The sequence below is a fragment of the Gemmatimonadaceae bacterium genome, assembly GCA_020852815.1.
Lineage (GTDB): Bacteria > Gemmatimonadota > Gemmatimonadetes > Gemmatimonadales > Gemmatimonadaceae > SCN-70-22.
The window spans coordinates 21485-43269 of the sequence record JADZAN010000004.1; the positions used below are offsets into that span (position 1 = coordinate 21485).

General features: G+C 70.7%; 13 protein-coding genes. 2 read left to right on the forward strand and 11 right to left on the reverse strand.

Going from position 1 to position 21785, the window contains the following annotated elements:
• Nucleotides 1–8 precede the first annotated feature (8 nt).
• The 3 genes from recD to IT359_03755 are packed head-to-tail and all read right to left on the reverse strand — an operon-like array spanning nucleotide 9 to nucleotide 8346.
• A complete protein-coding gene (gene recD, locus IT359_03745; protein MCC6928086.1) occupies nucleotides 9–1823 on the reverse strand; it encodes an exodeoxyribonuclease V subunit alpha in 1815 nt (604 codons plus the stop codon).
• The gene (locus IT359_03750; protein MCC6928087.1) at nucleotides 1820–5050 is read right to left on the reverse strand and encodes a UvrD-helicase domain-containing protein; all 3231 of its coding nucleotides are present in this window, start codon (nucleotides 5048–5050) and stop codon (nucleotides 1820–1822) included. The genes recD and IT359_03750 overlap by 4 nt, the downstream gene beginning before the upstream one ends.
• On the reverse strand, nucleotides 5047–8346 hold the full coding sequence (locus IT359_03755; GenBank protein MCC6928088.1) for an exodeoxyribonuclease V subunit gamma: 3300 nt from the start codon (nucleotides 8344–8346) through the stop codon (nucleotides 5047–5049). The genes IT359_03750 and IT359_03755 overlap by 4 nt, the downstream gene beginning before the upstream one ends.
• Nucleotides 8347–8797: 451 nt before the next feature.
• On the opposite strand from IT359_03755, the gene IT359_03760 reads away from it, so the two are divergent.
• Together IT359_03760 and IT359_03765 are read left to right on the forward strand one after the other, a co-directional pair.
• The gene (locus IT359_03760; protein ID MCC6928089.1) at nucleotides 8798–11191 is read left to right on the forward strand and encodes an EAL domain-containing protein; all 2394 of its coding nucleotides are present in this window, start codon (nucleotides 8798–8800) and stop codon (nucleotides 11189–11191) included.
• A gap of 225 nt (nucleotides 11192–11416) precedes the next feature.
• A complete protein-coding gene (locus IT359_03765; protein MCC6928090.1) occupies nucleotides 11417–11824 on the forward strand; it encodes a GxxExxY protein in 408 nt (135 codons plus the stop codon).
• Nucleotide 11825: 1 nt separating this feature from the next.
• On the opposite strand, the gene IT359_03770 is transcribed toward IT359_03765, so the two are convergent.
• The 8 genes from IT359_03770 to IT359_03805 all read right to left on the reverse strand — a co-directional run bounded on the left by IT359_03770 (nucleotide 11826) and on the right by IT359_03805 (nucleotide 21785).
• On the reverse strand, nucleotides 11826–13769 hold the full coding sequence (locus IT359_03770) for a hypothetical protein (protein ID MCC6928091.1): 1944 nt from the start codon (nucleotides 13767–13769) through the stop codon (nucleotides 11826–11828).
• 3 nt (nucleotides 13770–13772) lie between these two features.
• Entirely contained in the window at nucleotides 13773–15563 is a 1791-nt protein-coding gene (locus tag IT359_03775; protein MCC6928092.1) for a hypothetical protein, read from the reverse strand.
• Nucleotides 15564–15567: 4 nt separating this feature from the next.
• On the reverse strand, nucleotides 15568–16152 hold the full coding sequence (locus IT359_03780) for a hypothetical protein (GenBank protein ID MCC6928093.1): 585 nt from the start codon (nucleotides 16150–16152) through the stop codon (nucleotides 15568–15570).
• A gap of 22 nt (nucleotides 16153–16174) precedes the next feature.
• Nucleotides 16175–16906 (reverse strand): hypothetical protein, encoded by a 732-nt coding sequence (locus IT359_03785; GenBank protein ID MCC6928094.1) that lies wholly within the window; start codon nucleotides 16904–16906, stop codon nucleotides 16175–16177.
• Nucleotides 16907–17030: 124 nt separating this feature from the next.
• Complete coding sequence (locus tag IT359_03790) at nucleotides 17031–19130, reverse strand: hypothetical protein (protein MCC6928095.1); 2100 nt, start codon at nucleotides 19128–19130, stop codon at nucleotides 17031–17033.
• Nucleotides 19127–20977: a hypothetical protein gene (locus tag IT359_03795; GenBank protein MCC6928096.1), complete on the reverse strand. Its 1851-nt coding sequence runs from the start codon at nucleotides 20975–20977 to the stop codon at nucleotides 19127–19129. Before IT359_03795 ends, IT359_03790 begins: the two co-directional genes overlap by 4 nt.
• Nucleotides 20974–21456 (reverse strand): GPW/gp25 family protein, encoded by a 483-nt coding sequence (locus IT359_03800; protein ID MCC6928097.1) that lies wholly within the window; start codon nucleotides 21454–21456, stop codon nucleotides 20974–20976. The genes IT359_03795 and IT359_03800 overlap by 4 nt, the downstream gene beginning before the upstream one ends.
• Nucleotides 21456–21785 (reverse strand): hypothetical protein, encoded by a 330-nt coding sequence (locus IT359_03805; GenBank protein MCC6928098.1) that lies wholly within the window; start codon nucleotides 21783–21785, stop codon nucleotides 21456–21458. Before IT359_03805 ends, IT359_03800 begins: the two co-directional genes overlap by 1 nt.

A 21785-nucleotide genomic window follows, 5' to 3' on the forward strand; every position in this document is an offset into this window, starting at 1 on the left:
ATCGAGAATCACGCCGGCTGCTGGCGAACCGGGTTCGCGCGCCGTGCGTCAGCCATGCGCGCCTCCAACCCGCTGGTGCGCCCGGTGGTACGCGCCACCGCCGCGCGAATCGCGGCATGGCTTCCCACGAGCGTGACGCTCTGTCGCGCCCGCGTGGCCGCCGTGTAGAGCAGCTCGCGACTCATGACGCGGCTCTCGTAGTCGGGAACGACGACCATCACGTCGTCGAACTCCGACCCCTGCGACTTGTGTACCGTCATGGCCCACGCCGTCTCGCACGCCGGAAGGCGCGTGGGGGCGACGCCGCGGATCGTTCCATCGTTGGCCCGGAAGTGTACCATGGCGCGCCCGCGCTCGTCGTCGCGCCATACCACGCCGATGTCGCCGTTGAACACGCCAGTCGTGTAGTCGTTGGCTGTCACCAGCACCGGGCGCCGGTGGTACCAGTGATCCTTTACCGAGTGGCCGCGCGTGAGGAGCCAGCGCTCCACGGCGGCATTGATCCCGCTCACGCCAAGGCGCCCCTCGCGCTCGGGGGCCAGGATGCGGAAGGCGTCGAGCGCGTGGAGCAGTTCACCGGACGTCGTGGCCGCCAGGCAGCGCTCGAGGTTGGGGACCAGCGGCGCGACCAGCGCATCGGTGTCGGCGGCGGGAGAGCGCCACTGCGCCTCGGCATGCGCATCGCTGCCTAACGTCTGCAGCACCTGGTCGGCATCGCCAGCCAGGATCGACGCGGCGAGCATCCCGATGGCGGGGTGCCGCTCGAAGCGCCAGGAGTGCGTGAGGAGGTCGACCGAGTGCCGCAGCGCGCTCCCCTCCGGCTCGGCGAACGCCGCGCGGCAGAGGGCGCCGAGCACGTCGCCTGCGTCGACCGAGGCCAGCTGGTTGTGGTCGCCGACGAGCATGAGGCGGGCGCCGGACTTGAGGGCGCGCAGGAGCGCGTCGAGGAGGAGCACATCCACCATCGACGCCTCGTCGACGATCACCAGGTCGTCATCGAGCGGGTCGTTGGCGTTGAAGCGGAAGGTGTCGTGCTGCGGGTGATAGCCTAACAAGCGGTGGAGCGTGCGCGCCTCGCCGGGAAACGGGGCGCGCGTCCCCGTTTCGCGTTCGATGGCGTCGAGTCGCTGGCGAATGGAGTCGGTGAGGCGCGCCGCCGCCTTTCCGGTGGGCGCGGCGAGGGCAACGCGCATCCCGCGCCCCTGGCGCGCCCAATCCACCAGCATCTCCGCCACGCGCGTCGTCTTTCCCGTGCCGGGCCCGCCGGTGATGATGGAGAAGGCATCGGCCCCGCGCTCGGCCCCCAGCGCCACCAGTCGTTGCACGTGCTGCGCGATGCGCCGCTCCGCGTCGAAGTAGCGGCGGAATTGCACGACGCCATCGCGCAGGACGAGTGGGACCACGGGCGGCGTGACGCCATCGCTCACCACACGTGAGCGCGCCAGCACGTCACCCCACCACGCATCGTCGCCGTCCGGCAGCCCTTCGGGGACGGGCGCGCCGGCTGCCTCCACCGCCGCGGCGACCAGGCGCACCGCCGCGCGCGCCTGACGCGCGAGTTGCTCGAGCGTGAGCGCGCTGTGCCCCTCGCGCCGCGCGCGCGAAACCAGCGCCGCGGCCAGCGCGACGGCGAGCGCCTCGTCTCCCACCTCGCCGCGGCGCACGCACATTTCCGCCAGCTGCACGTCGATCGACTCCAGCGCCCGCTCCGAGTGAAGCGCCGCCAGCAGGTCGCGCACCTCGAACGACGCCACCGTCCCATCGATGCCGTCCATCCCCTCCGACGCACCGGGCGTTGCGCCCACCACCTCACGCGACGTCACGCCCGCCTCCCCAGCGCGATGTCCAGTGCGTCGAGCAGCGCGGGGGTGGGTGCATCGCGGAACCACCCGCGGTCCGAGGCGCCGTCCACGCCGCGCAGGAAGACGTACGCCACCCCTCCCCAGTGCCGCGACGGATCGTAGTCACGCTGCCGCACTCGCAGGTGCCGGTGCAGCGCCAGGCAATACAGGTGATACTGCAAGGTATAGTGCGCCTGCATCATCGCGTTGGAGAGCGCCGCGGGGGCGTAGTCGTCATCGTCGTCGCCAGGGTGGTTCGACTTCCAGTCCATCACCCACCACTGCCCATCGCGCTCGAAGGCCAGGTCGATCACCCCGCTCAGGTAGCCGCCGACGGCGGAATCTCGCAGCGTGCGCAGGAATGGAACATAGGCGCGCGCGTGCGCGCTTCCGTGCAGTGCCAGCGCGTCGGCGATCCGGCGGACCGACGCCGACGCCACGGAGAGGTCGAAGCGCCACTCGCGCACGCCGGCGCGCAACGGAATCTCGGCGAGCGAGAAGCCGCCACCGGGCACGGGGGCGCGGCAGACGGTGTCGAGCATCCCCATCACGTCATCCACGCGCTGCTCGGCCGTGTCCACGTCGTCCAGGATGCCGTGGCGCCCCAGCGTGCGCTGCACCATCTCGCGGCTGCGCGGCTCCAGGGGGCGGGAGAAGTCGAGCGACTCGAAGACGTCGTGCAGCGCGATGCCGCCCACGCGCCCGGCGGGGAAGGCGCGGAAGCCGACTGTCGCGCGCCGCTCGTGGGGCTCGCTGCGCAACAGGAGCGGATCGGCCACGTCGCGCCCCTCCTCGCTGTGGGTGTCGGCCACGAGGGCGGTGAACGACGTGAGTTGCCACGTGGCGAGCTGGCCACGCGCCAGCTGCAACGTGCGCGGCCTGGGGACCGTGGCGACCGGCGGCAGCGCCGGCGCCACGGCATTCCACACCGTATGCCCCACCTCGCGCATCGCCATCGTCCCGCCGCTCGCCGACACCATCGCCTGCAGCGTGGCACGGCTGGCCGTCCCACTCTCCGCATCGCGCAACAGCCAGCCGAGCGCCGACTCGCTCGCCAGCGACGCATGCACCGAAGCTTTTCCCGGCTTCCCGATCTCCCCAAACACCACGTAGCAGCGATGAATGGCGCGCGTCAGCGCCACGTACGTCAGGCGCAACTCCTCCTCGTCCATCTCCCGCGCCTGCGCCTTCAGCCGCGCGTCGTGCTCGGTGCCGCCAAGGTCGAGGATCCCTTCTTCTCCCTCCACCACGTTGGCCGGAATCACCTTGAAGGCGACCGCCTTCTCCGCCTTGCGGTCCCACAGCTCGGGGCAGAAGACGACGTCGAACTCGAGCCCCTTGGCCTTGTGCACGGTGAGGAGCTGCACGGCGGCGCTGTCGGTCTCCAGTCGCAGTTCGCGGCGCAACGGAGTGTTGGGGACGGTGCGCTCGCGCGCCATCCACGCCGCGAACCCCTCGGGGGGGACGGCCGCTTCGGCCCACTCATCGTGCAGCAGCTCGATCACGTGCCGCACGTTGGTCATGCGGCGCTCACCGTCGGGGAGGGCGAGGAGGCGCGCCGTCATGTCACGCTCCGCCAGCAGCTCGCTCATCGCCACCGCGAAACCGCGCGAGCGCCACGACTCGCGCGCCGCCGTCAGGCGCTCCACGAGCCCCTGCCACGCCCCCTCCTGCTCCGGACGCAGCATCGACGCGACCTCGCGCGCATCGCTCCCCCACAGGCGCGTCGCCAGCGCCGAGCGAACCGCCCCGCCGTCGCCGGGGTCGGCCATGGCCGTCGCCAGGCGCACGATCTCGTTGGCTTCGTCCGATTGCAGCACGTCGTCGTCGGCGCCGATCACCGCCGGGATGCGCGCGCGGTCCAGCACGCGCTTGAGGGCGCGTGCGCTGCGATTGTAGCGCACCAGCACCGCCATCCTGCCGTATGGCACGCCACGCTGTTGCAGCTGCACGATCTCGTGCGCGATCTCGTCATTGATCATCTCTGCGGCTGCCTCCTTCGAGACAATGCCGCGACTTCGATGGCTCCCGTCGACCCACCACCACTCCAGCGCCGCGCGACCGTCGCCCGCCATGGTCCCCGGCGGTTCCGGCGTCGTGGCCGCCGTCACGCGCGGGAAGTCGATCTCGTCCTCGCTCACCCCGAACGGCAACGGCATCCGCGTGAACAACGCCTCCACAGCACGCACGTAGGCATCGCTGGAGCGGTAGTTCTCCAACAGCGTGAAGCGGCGCGACGCTTCACTCGCTGCGCGGAGGTAGGCCCGGATGTCGGCCCCGCGAAAGCGGTAGATCGACTGCTTGGGATCGCCGATGAGGAAGAGCGGACACCCCGCGAACGCCGTGGAGAAGATCGGATACTGCGTGCGGTCGGTGTCCTGGAACTCGTCGATGAGCGCCGCCCCGAAGCGCGCGCGGATACGCTGCGCCAGTGGGCCGTCGCTCCCCTCCTCGATGAGGACATCCTTGACGGTGCGCAGCAAGTCGTCGAACCCGCGCAGGTGGCGGCGCCGCTTTTCCTCCTCGAACGACTCGTGCACCACCGAGGTGAAGTGCGCCAGCAACCCCTGCGCGCCATCGGCCGCATCGAGCGCGATGCGCGTCCTCTCGTGGCGACGATACGGGATCACCAGGCTCTTCACCCACCCCTCGAACGGCTTGCCGCTGTCGACGACGAGCGTTGCATCGGCGGCGTCGTTGATCAATCGCTTGCGCGCCCAGTCGCGCGCCGCGCGGCCGAACGGCTCGGTATCGTCCTCGATGAAGGTCGTGCGGAAGGGGATGCGCGATTCGAGCGCGCTCTCGCCCAGCACGCGCTGGCAGAAGCCGTGGATGGTGAAGACCGCGAGATCATCGAGCGAACGCAGCGCCGCGGCGATGATCGCGCCACCGTCGGCGCCGTGCTCCTCCGCGAGCGCGAACAGGTCGCCGTTGCGGGCCGTGCGCTCGGGGGGCGAGTTGCTCCACACCTGCTCGGCTTCACGCAGCGTGGTGCGAATGCGCGTGACCAGCTCCTGCGTCGCCTTCTCGGTGAAGGTGACGACGAGGATGCGCGCGAGCGATTCGACCTTGCGTTCCAGGAGGAGGCGAAGGAGGAGGCGCGTGATGGCGAATGTCTTCCCCGTCCCGGCGCTGGCCTCCACGAGCGTGATGCCGGGATCGAGCGAGACGTCGAGCGCGCGGAACGGCGCGGGCGCGTTAGGCGTCATCCCTCCCCTCCGTGTGCCTCGTCCCACCCATCGAACAGCCGCCGCGCGAGCGATTCGAACTCGTCCCAGCTCTCCTCCATCGGGTCGATGCCGCGGAAGCAAAGGGCGACGTAGTCGTCGTGCGCATCGCCACTGGGGGTGTGGTCGTTCGGTTGCGCGTCGTACTTGCGCGAGGCCTCACTGCGCGGGTCCTTCGGTTCCGGCGGCGCCTTGGCCGTCGCGCTGCTCCCCTTCTTCCCCTTCGCCTTGGGGCTCGCCGGTTGCACGTAGGTGGCCTGGGCCCACGCCTCTCCCGCCTGGGCAAAGAACGGGAGCGGGCGCCGCAGCCCCTCGCGCGCCGCCGCCACCAGCGCCGCGAGCTTCTCCGGCGCCGCCGGGACGGGGCCAAACGTCTCCGTGCGTGCCTTGTCCGCGTCACGCCACACCATCACGGTCGTCTCGGGGAGCTTCACCTCGCCCTGCGCGCGCGCCGCGAGCATCGCCAGGTGCTCGACCCAGGCGCGCATCACGTGCTCGGACCGGCGAGACCCCGCGCGCACGGCGTAGCGCACGCCGCCGCGCACGCCGTTGATGCGTCCCGTCAACCGCCAGCCATTGCCCTCGATGGTGACGGGAATGGTGGCCGCCGCGACGTCGCCAGGGACGACCGCCATCACCAGCGCCACCTGCTTCGACAACGAATCGTGCCACGCCTTCCCCAGTTCGTTAGGCGGGAGCGACCCGTCGGCAATCAGGCGCCGCTGTTGGCCCGCATCGTCGCGCGTCCCCGCCAGCGCCGCGGCGAGCATGCGCGACCTGATCCCCCCTTGCTCCATGTGGTCCAGCGCGAACCGTTCCTCATCGGCCCCCTCGTCGAGTTCGTGGCCGAGGAAGACGCGCAGCGTTCGCGTGCAGAAGAACTTCGACGGATTGGACCAGCAGTCGGTGAGATCCTTGAGCGTGAGGAGAAACGGCGCATCCCCTTCCCCATCCACCGCTTCGATTTCTCCGACCACGAAGGGGGGTTCCTCCTCCAGACGGTTGGCCAGCGCGCGCGCCGCCCCGGCCTGTTCCCGCGAGTAGGAGAAGAGGCGCGGGTCGTTCCCCGCCCCGAAGTACTCCGCGGAGAACGGCTGCAACGGGTGCCGCACGACGAGGGCGCATCGCGCCACGTCATCGTCTTCATCCGCCGGCACGCGCACCGCACGCCGCCCCACATGGTCGAGCAGTTCGTCGAGCACGACACTCGGCGCCCGCACCGAGTTGTCGCTGACGGCACGCCCGGCATAGGCCAGGATGAGGCGATCGCCCGCCGCCATGAGCGTGTCGAGGAAGAGCTGCCGGTCGTCGCTGCGCAGGTCGCGGTCGCCCGGGCGCCGCTCCTGTTCCAGCAGGTCGAAGGCCGAGCGCCGGTCGCGTCGCGGGAATACGCCGTCGTCCAATCCCACCATCGCGATCACGCGGAAGGGGAGCGAGCGCATCGGCTTGAGCGCGGCGACCGTCATCCCGCCCTGCAGGAAGCCCGTCCCGAACCCCTCGTCGTCGAGCTCCGTCTCGAGCCAGTCGCGCACCACGGCGAAGGGGACGGTCTTGTCGTACCCCGCCATCTCGCCCAGCGTCACCAGCCGCCGGATGTTGGCCGCCACCGCACCCACCATCTGCTGTTCGTTGGAGTCGTCAGCCGCAAGAAAGCGCTCCACCGCGCCGAGCAGCGTCGCCGCCCAGTCAGCCAGCGTCTGGTCGTTGCGCCACAGCGCCAGCGTGTCCGCGAGGTCGTCGACCCAGCGCGCAAGGTCTGCCAGCAGCTCCGGTTCGCCCAGCAGGTCGCCGGCCTCGGGGAGGAGCGAGAGGACCTCGTCATCGATGCGCCCCACGGCAATCCCCAGCAGCAACCGATCGAGTCCGGCGCGCCAGCTCGCGTCTTCATAGTGCGGGAAGCCGAGTCGCGCGCGCGCGTCGCCGTCGTAACCCCAGCGGATGTTGGCGCGTTCCAGCACCGTCTCGATCCAGTCCACGTCCCCCGCGGCGAGCCCAGCGCCCTGCCTGACGAGTGGGAGCGAGAGGAGGCCTAACACCGCGCTGCGTTCCAGGCGCCCCCCTTCCAGCGCGAGCAGTCGTGCGAACGCCTCGGCGGCCGGCTGCGCGCGGCGCAGGGGGCGGTCGGCCACGCGATAGGGGATGCGCGGCGCCTCGTGCGCTGACACGCCGAAGACCGCGTCGACCGCCGGGGCCCACGCCGCCGCGTCGGGGACGAGCAGGAGGATGTCGTGCGGGCGCAGCGTTGCGTCGGCGGCCAACGCTGCCAACAGCTGGTCGCGCACCACCTCGAGCTGGCGCAGCTCGCCGTGCGCGTCGTGGATGCGCAGCGAGTCGTCGCCCAGCGACAGCACCAGCGGCGCCGTCCCGGCGTCGCCAGCCGCAAGCTCACGCTGCAAGGCGCGCAGGAGCGATGCACCTGACGGGGTAGTTCCCAGCCGGTCCACCGCCGCCCCCCGTGCCTCGAGCAACGCCGCGAACTCGCGCGACTGTGCCCCGTAGGCGGCGGCCAGCGGATGCAACGCATCGTGGCCCAACGTGTCATGGCCCAGCGCAGCCGTGTAGACGCGCACCGGGACGTGGCGCGCCAGCGCGGCCAGGAGGTCGATGAAGAGCGGCGGCAGCGCGCTCACGCCGAATACCGTCACCCGCGAAGGGATGAGGCGCCCCCCTCCATCACCAAGTGACGGCGCGGCCAACGTGTCGATCAGTCGCTGCAGTCGCGTCCCGGTGTGGGGGGCGTCCGACCCGCTCTCCTCGCGCAGCATCCGCCACAACGCCCCCTGCCAGCGCCCGTTGGCCACCCCGTCGTCGTCGCCGGCATCCCAGCGCGCGAGGATATCGGAACGGAACATCTGGTAATCGTCAAAGCGGGCCGCGACCTGGGCGGCAAGACCGAAGCGCGTGCGCTGGTCGGCGCCGGCGAGGTACGTTCGCAGTGGGGCGAAGGCGGGTGCGGCGCTCGTTCGCACGCGGTCCAGCAGCGCATCGATGCGCCAGGTGAGCACGTCGCGCGCGAAGGGGTCGTGCTGGTCCCGCCCCCCGTGTTCGCCCAGCACCGTGCGCGCCAGGTCGCGCACGAAGGTCGTGGGGAACGGCAGCTCCACCCCGCCCGCACAACCGAACCGGTCGGCCAGCTGCAACGTGACCCACCGGCGCATCCCCTGCGACTGTACCACGATCACCTCGTCCTCCCGCGGGGGGAGAGGCGAGCGCGCCATCTCGTCGGCGAGGTCGTCGAGGAGCGGGGTGAGGTGGGGAGCGGTGACGAGTCGCAGCATCGCGGGCCCGGAGCATTTGGCGCGGGCGACGGGGCCGCACCGACGCAGACAACGTCGGGATCCGTCGCATTTCTCTCTGGCAATACTATCGCCTGGGGGACTGACCGTCTGCGGTGTGGCGCGGACGCCATTCGCCCGAATGCGAGCCACGGAGATGGCGATTCCCGCCCCGATTCCGCCACCCGTGAGCCCACTGGAGATGCCCTGCGACCGACGCGTAACCCGGGTCCCGCGCCACTCGTCTCTCGGCAGTCGGTGTGCGGTGATTTCACCGACCATTTTGGCGTGCATTCTTGCGCCCATTCTCCCTACTTCAGCACTCCAGCCTCGGGGGGCACTTCCCGAGACTTCGTGATATGAACGAACGATCGACCAATTCCCCTGGTCTCCGCCCCCGGTTCGCGTCCTGCCGGCCAACGATCGCGTGCCGCACGCCCCTCACGACGCTGGCGTGACCGTCCTTACACCCGGCACGCCGATCGACGCGATCGATACGCCCGATCGCTTGCCCAACGAGGACACGGCGGCGCGCATTCGTGCCGCGCAGCTGCACGAGATCTTCCGCTTCACGCCGCTCACCATGCTCGTGAACGTGGTGAACGCGGGGCTGGTCGCGAACACGATTGCCGACCAGGTGAGTCATCGCGCCATCGCGCTCTGGATGACGGCGGTCCTTGCGGTCGTCGTCCTTGGCTCGCGGGCGTGGTACGAGGGGAAGCGTCGCGCCCCGCGCGCGAGAGCGTCGCAGCGCGCCTTCCGACGGGCGGCGATGCATGCGGGAGTGCTGGCGGCGCTGTGGGCCTTTGTCGCCATGGCGTGGTTCCCTCTCGTGGATGCGGAGGCGCAGCTCGTCCTCGGCACCGTCGTGACCGGGATGCTCTGCGCCGGCGGTTTCGTCCTCGCCACCGTCCCTCCCGCATCGGGGTCGTACATCACCGTGCTGTCGCTTGGTGCCTTTGGGGCGCTCGCGCTGTCGCACACCCCCTATCGCCTGCCCATGATGGGGCTGCTGCTGGGGTACGGCGCCGTGGTGTACGTGAGCGCGCGGGCCACGTCCCGGATCTTCGTCGATCGCCTGCTGGCCGAGTTCGACCTGCGCGAGCGCGGCCAGGTGATCGATTTGCTGCTGGCGGAGTTCGACCAGAACGGTTCCGACTGGCTCTTCGAGCTCGATGGGGACTTCATCATCACCGAGCACTCGGCGCGCTTCGCCGAGGTGAGTGCCGCGCGCGATGGCTCGCTCATCGGGCGCCCCTTCCTCGAGCTGCTCGACGCCGTCAGCCGCCATCGCCTGGGCGAGCGGCTGGCGTCGGGGAAGCCGTTCCGCGACCTCGAGGTGGCGGCCATCGTGGCCGGCGAGACGCGCTGGTGGTCGATCGGCGCCTCGCCGATCCACGATGACCAACGAGCGATTGCCGGTTGGCGTGGCGTGGGATCGGACAGCACGGACGTGCGCCGGGCGCGTGAGGAGATTGCGTGGATGGCGCAGACCGACATCCTCACCGGGCTGCGCAATCGCTCGGCCTTCCGCGCGCGGGCGGCCGAGGCGCTGCTCGAGTCACGGCGTCGCGGCGAGGCAATGGCGATTGCCTGCGTGGATCTCGATCACTTCAAGACGGTGAACGACACGCTGGGGCACCCGGCGGGCGACGACCTCCTGCGCGAGGTCGCCGCCGAGCTGCGCGCCATCGAAGGGGCGACGATCGCTGTCGGTCGTTTGGGTGGCGACGAGTTCGGGATCCTCTACTGGGGAACCGCCACGGCGCAGGAGGTCCAGGCGCACGCCGAGGGGGTCATCGCGCGCGTGGCGCGTGCCTACACCATCCAGGGGACGCGCGTCACGGTGGGGGCGTCGGTCGGCATCGCCTTTGGTCCCGAGGACGGCGACACCGTCGACACCCTGATCCGCAACGCGGACCTCGCGCTGTACCGGTCAAAGGACAACGGGCGCGGGACGGCGACGCGCTATTCGTCGCTCATGCTGGCCGAAGCGGAGGAGTTGCGTACGATCAAGGAGGACCTCACGCTCGCCCTCGTGCGTGACGAGTTCCTCCTGCACTACCATCCCATCATCGACCTGGTCACGGGGCACACGGTGGCGTTCGAGGCGCTGGTGCGGTGGCAGCACCCCACGCGTGGACTCCTCGCCCCCGACGCTTTCGTCCCCATCGCCGAGTCGTCGGGGCTCATTGCGCCGTTAGGCGACTGGATCGTGCGCGAGGCCTGCCTGCAGGCGGCGCAGTGGCCCGCGCACTTGCACGTGGCGGTGAACCTCTCGCCGGCGCAGCTGGGGCGCCCATCGCTCCTGGCGACCGTGCGCGACGCCCTCCAGGGCTCGGGCCTCGCGGCACACCGCCTGGAGTTCGAGATCACCGAGGCGCTCTTCCTCTCGCACGACGCGGGGACCATCAAGCTGCTGACGGACATGCGCGCCCTGGGCATCGGGATCGCGCTGGACGACTTCGGCACCGGCTTCTCGTCGCTCAACCACCTCACGACGTATCCGGTGACGAAGATCAAGATCGACCGATCGTTCGTGGCCGGCGGCGCCTCGATCGAGCACCGCGGGGCGATCATCGAGGCGGTGACGCTGATGGCCAAGCGGCTCGGCTGCATCACGACGGCCGAGGGCGTGGAATCGGGCGGCGCCCTGGCGTGGATCTCCTCGTTAGGCTGCACGCAGGCCCAGGGCTACCTGTTCGCCAGGCCAATGCCCGCCGAGGACATCGCCGACTTCCTGCGCCGAGGGCGCCTCACCCCGCCAGGACAGGCGGCGGTGGAACAGGTGGGCATGGCACTGGAAGGCGACCGCGACTTCGACACGTCGGCGCGCATCGATTTGTAGGGAGAAGGCACGGTAGCCGCTGTCCCGACGAGACAGAGCGACCCCCCCATCGCAGTCCTCCGTGCCCCTCCGTGTCTCCGTGCGTCCCCCGTGTTCAAATCCCCCGCACGCCACCGCCGGCCATGTGACGGCCACGTGACGCAACCTCGTAGCGTTGCTGGCGCCGAAAGCCGGCGCGCTTGTGTTTCAACACGGAGGATGCACGGAGGCACGGAGGGCACGGCAATGACTGAACGTGTGATGTGGAAGGAAACTCGTCCCGTGATCGAGGCGGCCATGAAGGTGCATTCGATCCTCGGGCCGGGTCTTCTGGAGGCGACCTATCTGGCATGCCTCGAGCATGAACTGCGGCGACGTGGCCTCTCCGCGCGATCCCAGGTTCCGATTCCTGTTCGCTACGATGGGATGCTTCTCGACATTGGCTACCGCGTCGACTTACTCGTCGAGGAAAGTATCGTCGTCGAGGTGAAGAGCGTCGCCAAGCTCATCCCCATCCACGAAGCGCAGCTGCTCACCTACTTGCGCCTGTCGCGGTACCGCATTGGCCTCCTCATCAACTTCCACACCGCTCACCTGCGCGATGGGATTCGGCGCATGGTGAACGGGTGGGAGTCGCAGGCGATAGTTCGTTAGGCTACCCCTTCGCGAAGAACCAGCTCTCGAACACCCCGCCCGGCCATGGCGGGAAGCCGGTCTGGAGGATGAATTCCGGCGTGGACGACATGGGCTTCTTGTTCACGTCGAGCAGGTAGCTGCAATGCACGCGGATGAGATAGCGCCCGGTCGCGCCCTTCATGATGCGCATCATGTCCGCCGCCGCGTGTATCGACGACCAGCGCACGATACGCGCCGAGTAGACGAGCTTTCCCTGCAGGACAACCAGCTGCTGCGGCGTGTTGTTCGCGTCGAAGCGTTCGTACCAGACCTGCACCACCGGCGGCTGCGCCCTCACGATGCTCGTCTCCATCGAGCGGTTGAACGTCACCGCGATGTCGTCGAGCATCTGCAGCGCCACGTCGGCGGCGACCGTGTCGTCGTGCTTCCACGACGTCGCACGAATCACCGTCAGGTCCAGGCTCTCCAGTCCGGGCCCCGCCGGCCCCTGCGCCCCCTGCGGCCCCACCGCGCCGTCGGCCCCGGTTGCGCCGGTCGCCCCGGGAGGGCCCGGCGGTCCCGCGGGACCGTCGTTCCCCGGAACCCCCTGCGCGCCAACGCTCCCCGGTGGCCCCGGAGGGCCCGGCTCTCCCGGGTCACCTTGAACGCCTTGGGGCCCCGGAGGGCCAGCCGGACCAACCGCGCCGTCGTTTCCCGGCACGCCCTGCGGCCCGTCGGGCCCGGGTGGGCCAATGGGACCTGGAGGCCCAGCCGGACCCGGAGGTCCGTCGCCCCCCGGAACGCCCTGAGGACCCGGCGCCCCCTGCGGACCGTCCGGTCCCGCAGGGCCGGGCGGGCCCTGAGCGCCGTCGGCTCCGGCAACGCCATCGGGGCCGCGCGGCCCCACGGGACCGGCGGGGCCCGGTGGGCCGGGGGGGCCAGCGACTCCCGCAGCACCAACATCGCCCGCCACACCGGCAGGCCCCGGCGGGCCGACCGGCCCCGGGAGCCCGATCGCCCCCGGAGGACCGGCGGGCCCTGGGGGTCCGTCCGCTCCAACTGGCCCCGGAGGACCGGCGGGACCCGCGGGGCCTTCATTACCTGTCGCGCCTTGCGGACCCTGAATCCCGGCCGGGCCGGGAGGGCCAGCGTCGCCCGCCGGCCCGGGGACACCGGGAGGACCCGCGGGGCCCGGCGCACCGTCGGGACCCGGAGGACCCGCGGGGCCCGCGGGGCCGGCCGGCCCTGGAACTCCCTGTGTCCCCCCGGCCGGGCCAACCGGCCCCTGCGCGCCGGCCGGTCCTGCAGCCCCTTCCGGTCCCGGCGGCCCAGCCGGCCCGGCGTCGCCCTGTGGACCGGGAGGGCCGGCGGGACCCGCTGGCCCCAGTGGACCGGCAGGCCCCACCGGACCCACATCGCCCCTGGGCCCCTGAGCGGCCTGCGGCGACAGGCGCACTCCGTCAAAGTGCCACCGCCCCTCGGCGTCCTGCACGAAGTCGCCGCTATGCGAGTGACCGCCCACCGCCACGAAGCGCGCCTCGTCCTGCGCCACCGTGGCGTTGCCGCCGGCAATCGTGAGTTGGGCAACGACCAGCGAGCTGGCGACAACGGCGTCGGCGGAGTCGGGCTCGACGACGACGTCGGTGGTGGTGAGGATGAGCGTCGGCGTCCCGTCCAGCCGCAACGCCTCGCGGTCGGTTGCCGTCACCGCCAGCCGCACCCTGTGTACGCCGTCGGAGGGAAGGGGAAAGGTGGCCGCCGACTCGAGCGAGAGACGCGACCCGTCAGGCGCAAAGGCGACGCCGGGTTCGACGTGGACCCCGCCGGCATCGGCGCTCACCCGGAACCCCCACCCCACGCGCCCCAGCCCCACCGTGGTGCGCAGGTCGTGGATGGCCTCGTACAGTCGGTCCTGCAGGTGGGTCAGGTGCTCCGACGTGACTCGGAGCCCATCGAGGAATTGCGCACGCGCGTCGGTGGCCATAGGTCAGACTCGAGCCGTGACGGTGAGGACGACGTCGCGCACGGTGAGCGTGCACGGCGTGAGGGCGACGAGCTGGAGCGTGCCGGTCGACTCGGAGGCCGCCGTCAGCTGCACGGCGACCCCCTTCGCGGTGGGGGTGACGCCATCGCCGGCGCCGGGAAGGCGACCGAGCGCCACGCGCACCGGGGCAATGGGACGGTCGCTGGGCGCGCTCCCCACCAGCCGCAACCGCCCGCGAAACGTCGCAAGGTCGGGTGCCGCCGGGATCAGTTCCCACGGGCCGACCGGCGGGCCGCGGAACGGGAGGGCGAAGTCGCTCACGGCGGGCCACGCCTCCCCGCTCGCGCGGTCAGCGGGGACGACGTACGGCACCGCCACCGCCACCGCCATCGTCGCCGCGCCGCGCAACAGGTGGAGCGCCGCGTGGACGATCTCCCCTGCTTTCAGTGTGTAGGGCGACTGCAGCGGGAGCGTGACCCACTGCTCGCCACCGTCGCCACGCGCCTCGACGGTGACCGGCTTCCCCGTCCCGCCATCGATGGGCGCGGCGGGTGCCATGGTTACCGCGTCGTGCGCGAGCAGGACGACGCGCACCTCGCACCCGCCCACGTCGGCGATGAGCGGGACGCGGACTCCCGACAGCGTGAGGAGCCCCTGCGTGCTGGTGATCGCCAGCGCGAGCGAACGCGCCCCGTCGAGGACGAGCTCCGCCAGCGGCACGGGCAACGCCGCGCTGTCTCCCGCCGGCAGCTGGACGGGAGCATCGACCGGCGCGGCATCGGAGCCGGTGGGCGGGATGACGCGCGTCCCGTCGCAAGTGCCGACGATGCTGCAACTGGCGCCCAGTGCCAACTCGGCCCACTCGGGGAGCGTGAGCGAGATCTCCTGCAATCCTTCGGTGGCAAAGGTCACGCTGCGTTGCGCGTCGGTGGAGCCGAGTGTGACGCGCGAGCGATGCTGCAGGAAGGGGTGCAGGTCGACGGGGGTCGTGAGGGCGATGGCCCCGGGGATGCGCGACGACAACGAGAGGCTCACCTCGCGCAGCGCGCCATGCGGCGCATCGGAATCTCCGATGAGGGCGTTGAGCGGCTCCGCGAGGTCGAGTTCCTGGAGGAAGGAGGCGGGGGCGGTGGTTCCGGTGGCGGCCACGCTCCGCCAGCGCTGCGTCCCGTTGGCCGTCCCGGTCGCCGCCAGCCGCAACGCGGGTGTCCCCTCGGGGAGCGTCCCGGCCGTGACGGCGCCCACCGAGGTCCACACCGGCGCCCCGCCATCGATGCGCAGCTCCAGGTCGGCAGGGATCTCCGGCAGCTGCACCGCCATCGCATCGCGCGCCGCCTCGAACGACGATGCCTTGCACGTGACGAGGAGGCGCTCGCTCCGGACCTCGGAGGCGAAGGTCGTGGCCCCGCCAAACAATCCCGATTGCAGCGAGAGCGGCGTCGCATCAAAGGCCGCCCCCAGCCAACGCCGGACCGACATGATCGTCGCCGCGGTGACCGAAGCCGAGGCAACCGCCGCCACGGTGCGCGAGGTGCCGAAGTCCACCACCAGCGCGCGCTCCCCGCTCGCCGGACTCCCGCCATCGCGCACCTGCGCCACGTCGGTGGCGGAGAACCACTCGGCGCGCAGTACCTGCAGCTGCACGGGGAGCGACGTGAGCACGCCGTTCAGCGGGAGCGAGAGCACCTGCGACACCACGGCCCCGCCGTTCGTCACCGACGGCGGGAACCCGAAGAAGGGGAGGATGATCGCCGCCTGGGTGGCGGTGATCTCCTGGGCGATGGCGTCGGCCATGCGACTACCGGAAGGCCTGCGCCGACTTGAGCCCCACCAGCGCCGCACCGAACGACTTGTCAGCGCTGGTGTCGTCCACCGTCACGCCAGCTGCGGCCAGTTTGACCGAGACGTTCTGTCGCTCGGCTGCCGTGAGCGTGGTGCTGTCCTTCTTGAGGGCCGCGACCACCTCGGGATCGTCGAGGAGCGTGGCCACCGCGGGGACCGTGCGCGCGCGGAGGTCGAGGTGCACCCCCTCGAAGAGTCCCAGCTGCACCAGGTCGGGAGCCAGGAACTCGATGTCGATCGCCGTCCCGCGTGCCACCAGTGTCCCCGGTGCGATGCTCTGCTTCACGCCGCGCGGAATGCCGACGCGCGGAATGGGGATGAAGGCATCGAGGATCCCCGAGGCACGCGTGATGTTGATCTCCGGCGTCTCCACCGATTCGGTACCGCGAACGATCGTCGCCTTGGTCTTGGTCGCCTCGAGGTCGACGACCTTGGAGATCTCCGGTCGCACCGCGGCAAAGGCCGACGGATTCGCCGCCGCGAGCACCGACGCGTCGACGGTGGCGGTCTTGATCGGGTTCAGGCGAAATGGGCTCGTCATGTCGGAATCCTCTGGAAGGTCGTTAGGTGCGCGGCTGGAGGACGGTGGCCTTGCCCAGGCGGAGCCCCAGGTCCTCGAGGACCCGCTTCGCTTCGTCCTGCGTGAGGCCGGCGAGTGATGGCACCTCCACCACGGACTCGAGCTGCGCCGGTACGGCGATGACGACGGCGGCACCGCGACTGGTGGCCGCACTGTCCAGGAGCGCACCGGCCACGGGCGACTGCGCCAGCACTGGCTGCGTGAGCTGCTCGCGCCCCGGATTGGCCGGCGCGTAGTCGCTCCCCTCGAAGTCGAGCAGTCGTGTGAGCGGAATCCCCGTCACCTGCAACTGGGCGATCGCGTCGTTGAGCGTGAGGCCGAAGAGGTCCGGCATCGCACGGGCCGACGCCTCGAGCGCCAGCTTGACGTCGGTGTTCCCCTCGTCGGCGATGGTGACCGCCTGCGAGGCGGCCCGAAAGCCGGGAGCAACGGCGACCACAGTCCACCCACCGGCCTCGAGCCCGGTGAGCGTGTGCGCCCCGGTCGCCTCGGTGGGTCGCACCCCTTCCACCGGCGGACGGTCGCTGCGGACAGCCGTCACGCGCACGTCGCGTGCATCGAGTCCGGTGTTGGTGATGTGCACCGAGACCACGTGCAGCGTCGCACGCAGGAAGGTGTGCACGTTGTCGATGCCGTTCACCAGGTCGTTCCACCCCTGCGCGGTGAGCGGCTGCCCGGGACGAACGAGGGTGCGGACGAATGGCTTGAGTTCCATGGCGTGCACTCCGAATGAGCGTCGGTCGAGATCGTTGCGAAAGCGAGGCGAAAGCGAGGCGAAAGCGAGGCGAAAGCGAGGCGAAAGCGAGGCGAAGGCGTTGCGAGTGCGAGGCGAGAGCGCGCTAGATGTCGTCGGGAGACCAGAGTCGCGTCCCCCCCTGCAGCAGGTCGTTGGGATTGTCGTCGAGCACGGTCGTCGGGTCGGTCACCGTCCCCTCCCCCAGCGTCCAGCGATCGTCGGCGTACTCCACGCGCAGCTCGATCCCCGCCGGGCGCACGCGCTCGAGCGCGGCGCGCACGCGCGCCAGCACACCGGGCTCATCGCCATCCAGGGCGCGAAAGCGCGACGGTACCAGGACGCGCACCACGTACCCTTCGTGCTCCAGCCACGAGAGCGTCACGCGACCCACGGGCGGGTCCTCCGGCGAGGGAGAGCCCGGGACGTCGGAGCCGGCGAAGGTGCTCTGGTCGGCGAAGCCGATGAACATCCGCGGCGTCGAGAGCAGGTCGAGCTCAGGTGGCGTCCCGCGATGCGCGTGGTGCGCCAGCTGCACGAAGAAGGCAAAACGAGTCTCGCCGATGTTGATCCCCGGCATGGTGAGCGAGAGCGGAGCGTGCGGCACCACGCTCTCGCGATCGAGCGATCCGGCCGGGACAAACGTGGCAAAGCGGGCACGAGTCCGCGCCGGCACCTTGAGCCCGTCGAAGACGAAGTCGCGCTTTGCAGGATTGGCGGCGTCGGCAAAGCACCCTCCCTCCCACGACGACGCGCGCGAGGTCTGGTCTGCACCGTCGAGGAAGACGCGCCCCTCCTCGGTCACCATCAGTTGCGACCCGGCAGGGACATCACCGTTGAAGACCACGCCGCGCCCCTCGTCGCGATTGACGAACATGGGGCCGACGGTGAACGTCTCGATGCCGTCCACCAGGATGCGCAGCGTCTGTCGCCCGAATCCACGTCGCCGCACTGTGAACAGGCGCCCATGCTCGCAATCGATGCTGGGGATGCGTTGCCGCTTGAGCGGGTTCTCCTCCAACCCCACCGCCTCGTGCCTCGGCTCCGGCTGCAGCGCCACCGACATCCCCCACTTGCGGGCGACGACCGCCGCTTGCTGCGGCGTGAGCATCGTGTCGCTCGCGCTGTCGAGCGAGAGCAGCGCGGTGAGCGTCCGTGCGACTCTCGCGTCGGCCGCGCCGAGGCGGCGGGCAAGCGAGGCACGATCGATCGCCCCGGTGAGCGTGATCGAGCCGCGGCGCGTGCGCTGTACCTCGAACCCCCCGGCCGCGCCAATGTCGTCGGCGACGTCGAAGGCGACGCGGGTGGACGGCGACGGATCGGCAATGCCTAACGCCGCGGCGCGCGCCAGCAGCGTTCCCACCGCAACGCCGGTGCGCTGAGACAGCACCACCAGCGCCTCGTCCTCCGCCATCGTCACGGGTGCCGCCGGCAGCGTCACGCCGATGGCCACCACCAGCGGCGCCGACGCTCGCACGTAGGACGAGTGCCAGAAGTGGTCCGCCGAATGGAAGAACTCGTCGCGGATGTTGAGGTCGAGGTCCTCCGTGCGGTTGGCCGCGCGCAACCCGTCCTTCACCGTCGCGTTGTACGCCGCATCCGCCTCCATGTCGAGGACGGAGAGCGTCGCCATCATGAGCGCGCGCACCGTCCCGTTCCCGCCCCCATGCAGGTCGCAGATGTCGCGCAGGCGACGACGCGTCGCCTCCAGCACCGCGTCGAAGCCGATGAGCGGTGCCACGCCATCCAGCAGGGCGCGCGCTGCCGCCTGCTCGTCAGGCGCGTCGGCCGGGTTGCCGGCAGGCGCAAAGGAGGCCAGCCGTTCGTCGCCACCGGCCACGTCGAGCGCATCGAGGAGCCGCAGCGCCGCGCTGCGCAGCGAGTCGCCGCCAACGGGGATCTCCGCGCGCACGGCCGCCACCAGTTCCGCCAGCTGCTCGGATTTTGCGTAGACCAACCCGAGGTCACGCTCGTCCACCCCGTGCAGCGCGCCCAGCAGCGCCAGGTCGCGCAGCGCCGCGGCGTAGTCCAGGCGGCGCGCGTTGCGCACCCGCGCCAACTGGCTGGCCATCGGGTCGAAGGGGGCGCCTAACGCCTCCACGACGTGCGAGAGCTGCTTCCCCCCGCGCTCCACGTCCAGGTGCACGGGAAAGCGCCCGAGGATCGCCCGGCCACGCGAGGTCAGCGTCTCACCCGTGGCGCTCACGCATCCTCCAGCAGGCGCACGGTGCGCACCCACAACCGCTCGAGCGACGACACCGCCACGGCCGGCGATGCCACGGTGAAGGTCGTATGCAGGCGCACGCCGGCGTCGACGTACTCCATCGTGAACTCCAGCCCGGTCACCGCATAGAACTCGGAGTCGACGACGAGCTTCATCAGCTCCGCCACCGACAGCGACGTCACCGTGTCGACCTCGGCGCGCAGCTGACCGGCCACCTGCACGCGCGCATCCTCGAGGTTCGTGGCGACGTTCCCGAGCAACCCCGCCCCCTTGAGCTCGATCTTCACGCGCACGTCGAGCGCGACCAGGCGCGCTCCCACGTCCACTGCGACCATCCCTCCTTCGCCTTCCAGCACCGTCGGGCGCAACGTGGCGGGCGGGATGAGGTTGCGGTGACTGGGAATCACCGCGTTCTCGACGTTGGCCCACAGGTCGAGCGTCACGTCGAGCACCCCCTCGATCGCCATCAACCGCTCCACGAGGCGATTGTAGATCACCGCCTCGCCAATGCCACACTCGGCCACCGTGTCCTGGATCGCCGTGAGCGCGCGCGTCTTGAGGTCGTTGCGGTCGCTCGCGCTCAACAACGCCGATGCAGGCACCACCACCGCCTTCACGGCCACGGGATAGAAGAGCTTTCCCGCCGCGACCAGCGTCTCGCCCGAGGCATCGAGCAACTCGGCGTCCTCGACGCTCGTGTCGTCGTCCGGGTTGGCCCCGACCTCGACAGTCGCACCGGCGCCTGCATCCACATCCAGGTTGTGCTGCACACGCACCCCCACCGGGCGCGTCTGCTCGATGAGCTCCACGGCGCGATTGCGATCGTCCTGTGACAGCGGGACCGCGACCTTCACCGTGACCACGCCGGGGCTTGCCAGCGGATCTTCCGCCACGCGCACGTCCTTCTCTCGCACCTGCGGAACGTTGGCCAGCGCCCCCAGCATAGCGCCGGTGGTCGCCCGACCGGCAAACTGCAGGGCGCGCTTGGCGCGTGCACGGAGCGCGGCATCGGTCTCATCCTCGCCCGTGAGGCGCGTGGACTGAGGGTTCCACGCCTGGTCGATGCCGAAGACAGGACGGTTGATCACCGTGATGGCGCGCGAGGCCACCACGCCGTCGCTCCCGTTCACGAGGGCGCGTATCGGCGCCTCCACGCTCAACGTCCCGCGGCGCAGCACGCACGTGGACGACGTCTCGAATGTTGCGGCTGGCGGCTGCGCGCTCGACAGGCGCGTCCCGGCCTCGATCGTGATGTCGGCGGCGGCCGGCGTGGAGCGGGCAAAGATCACCGAGCCCACCGCCGCCGAGCGGGTGAGGCGCGTGACACCGACCAGTGCCACGAGCTGGTCCAGGTCGCGTCCCGTCGCGGTGTCGATGAAGCCCGACTCATAAACCCCCTCCAACTGCCGAGAGAGAACCGCGAACTCTCGCGCGAAGCTCTCGGACAGGAGGCGCGTCACGCTCCCCGGGTTGCGATCGGTGAGGAGCGGGAAGGCTCCTGCCACCGGCGTCACATCGTAGTTGACGAAGAAGAGCGTCCCACCATCGGGCCACAGCGCGTTGGCCGCGGGTGTCCCGTCGGCGCGCTGGCGCCACTGCACCACGTCATCGACGCCAAGCGTCCAGTCGCGATCGCGCTCGAAGGTGGTGAAGGCGCCCTCGTGCTGCCCCACGATGCGCACCGTGGAGGGGAGGAGGGGCGACGCCGGTTCCAGGCGGTACGTCCCCCCGTCGGGATCGAAGACGAACTGCTCGCGCGCCACGCCGCCGGTGAGCGCCGTGAGCAGGTCGTCGACGAACTGGGCATACGGTTCCTGCGCGTAGCTCACGGGGAGACTCCCAGCGAGAATGGAATCACGAGGTTGAGCGGGACCGGCGAGTCGATGACCTCGACGACGAGGGTAATGCGCACCGATTCGCGTGGCGGGGCGTGCTCCGCAGCCACCTCGCACGATTGCACCCGGCGGATGCGCGGCTCGTCGCGCAGCGCCTGGAGGACGTAGAGCTTGATGAGGTCGCGCGTGCGCTGCGTGTTGGGCTCACCCATGAGTTCGTGGTGGCGCGACCCGTAGTCCGGGTGGCCTAACGCGGCCAGCTCGCCGCGCCGCGTCTTGAGGCGCATGGCAACCGCCTGCTCGAACGCGGGGAGCCCCTCGACGAGCGCGACATCGGTGTCAAAGGCGCGCGAGCCCGAACGGCCGGCGCCGAGGTCGGCGTCCTCATGGAAGCCGCCATGCTGCGCGAAATCGAGGCGCAGGTCGCGCCCCACCTGTTGCGCGAATCGGTCGAACCGCGTGGGTCCGGTCATCAGGCCCCCGAATCGGTGATGTAGGGTGCAGCCGGCGGTCCAAGGAGCATCAGCATCCCCGACCCGGCCTGGATCACGTCGCCCACGCGCAGGATCCCCATCCCGTTGATGGTCACGCCGGTCGAACCGCCAGATGCAATCGGCAGCGGATACGGCACCCCCGACACCGAGTTGACCATCTGGCAGATCGACCCCACCACCGCGAGCGGCATCCCCCCCGCCGTCACCGCCCCCTGCGGGACGACCAGTAGCACCCCGCTGTCCGGCGGCCCGGCGGCGCCCGGCGAGACGATCACGCTGCATCCGATGGAAACGGGAGGTCCGGGCAT

What these genes read in the sequence shown, in the direction of transcription:
- IT359_03750 (MCC6928087.1), bottom strand. Translation starts at nt 5,050, where the DNA reads ATGACGCCTAACGCGCCCGCGCCGTTCCGCGCGCTCGACGTCTCGCTC.
- IT359_03755 (MCC6928088.1), bottom strand. Translation starts at nt 8,346, where the DNA reads ATGCTGCGACTCGTCACCGCTCCCCACCTCACCCCGCTCCTCGACGAC.
- IT359_03765 (MCC6928090.1), top strand. Translation starts at nt 11,417, where the DNA reads ATGACTGAACGTGTGATGTGGAAGGAAACTCGTCCCGTGATCGAGGCG.
- IT359_03770 (MCC6928091.1), bottom strand. Translation starts at nt 13,769, where the DNA reads ATGGCCACCGACGCGCGTGCGCAATTCCTCGATGGGCTCCGAGTCACG.
- IT359_03775 (MCC6928092.1), bottom strand. Translation starts at nt 15,563, where the DNA reads ATGGCCGACGCCATCGCCCAGGAGATCACCGCCACCCAGGCGGCGATC.
- IT359_03780 (MCC6928093.1), bottom strand. Translation starts at nt 16,152, where the DNA reads ATGACGAGCCCATTTCGCCTGAACCCGATCAAGACCGCCACCGTCGAC.
- IT359_03785 (MCC6928094.1), bottom strand. Translation starts at nt 16,906, where the DNA reads ATGGAACTCAAGCCATTCGTCCGCACCCTCGTTCGTCCCGGGCAGCCG.
- IT359_03800 (MCC6928097.1), bottom strand. Translation starts at nt 21,456, where the DNA reads ATGACCGGACCCACGCGGTTCGACCGATTCGCGCAACAGGTGGGGCGC.
- IT359_03805 (MCC6928098.1), bottom strand. Translation starts at nt 21,785, where the DNA reads ATGCCCGGACCTCCCGTTTCCATCGGATGCAGCGTGATCGTCTCGCCG.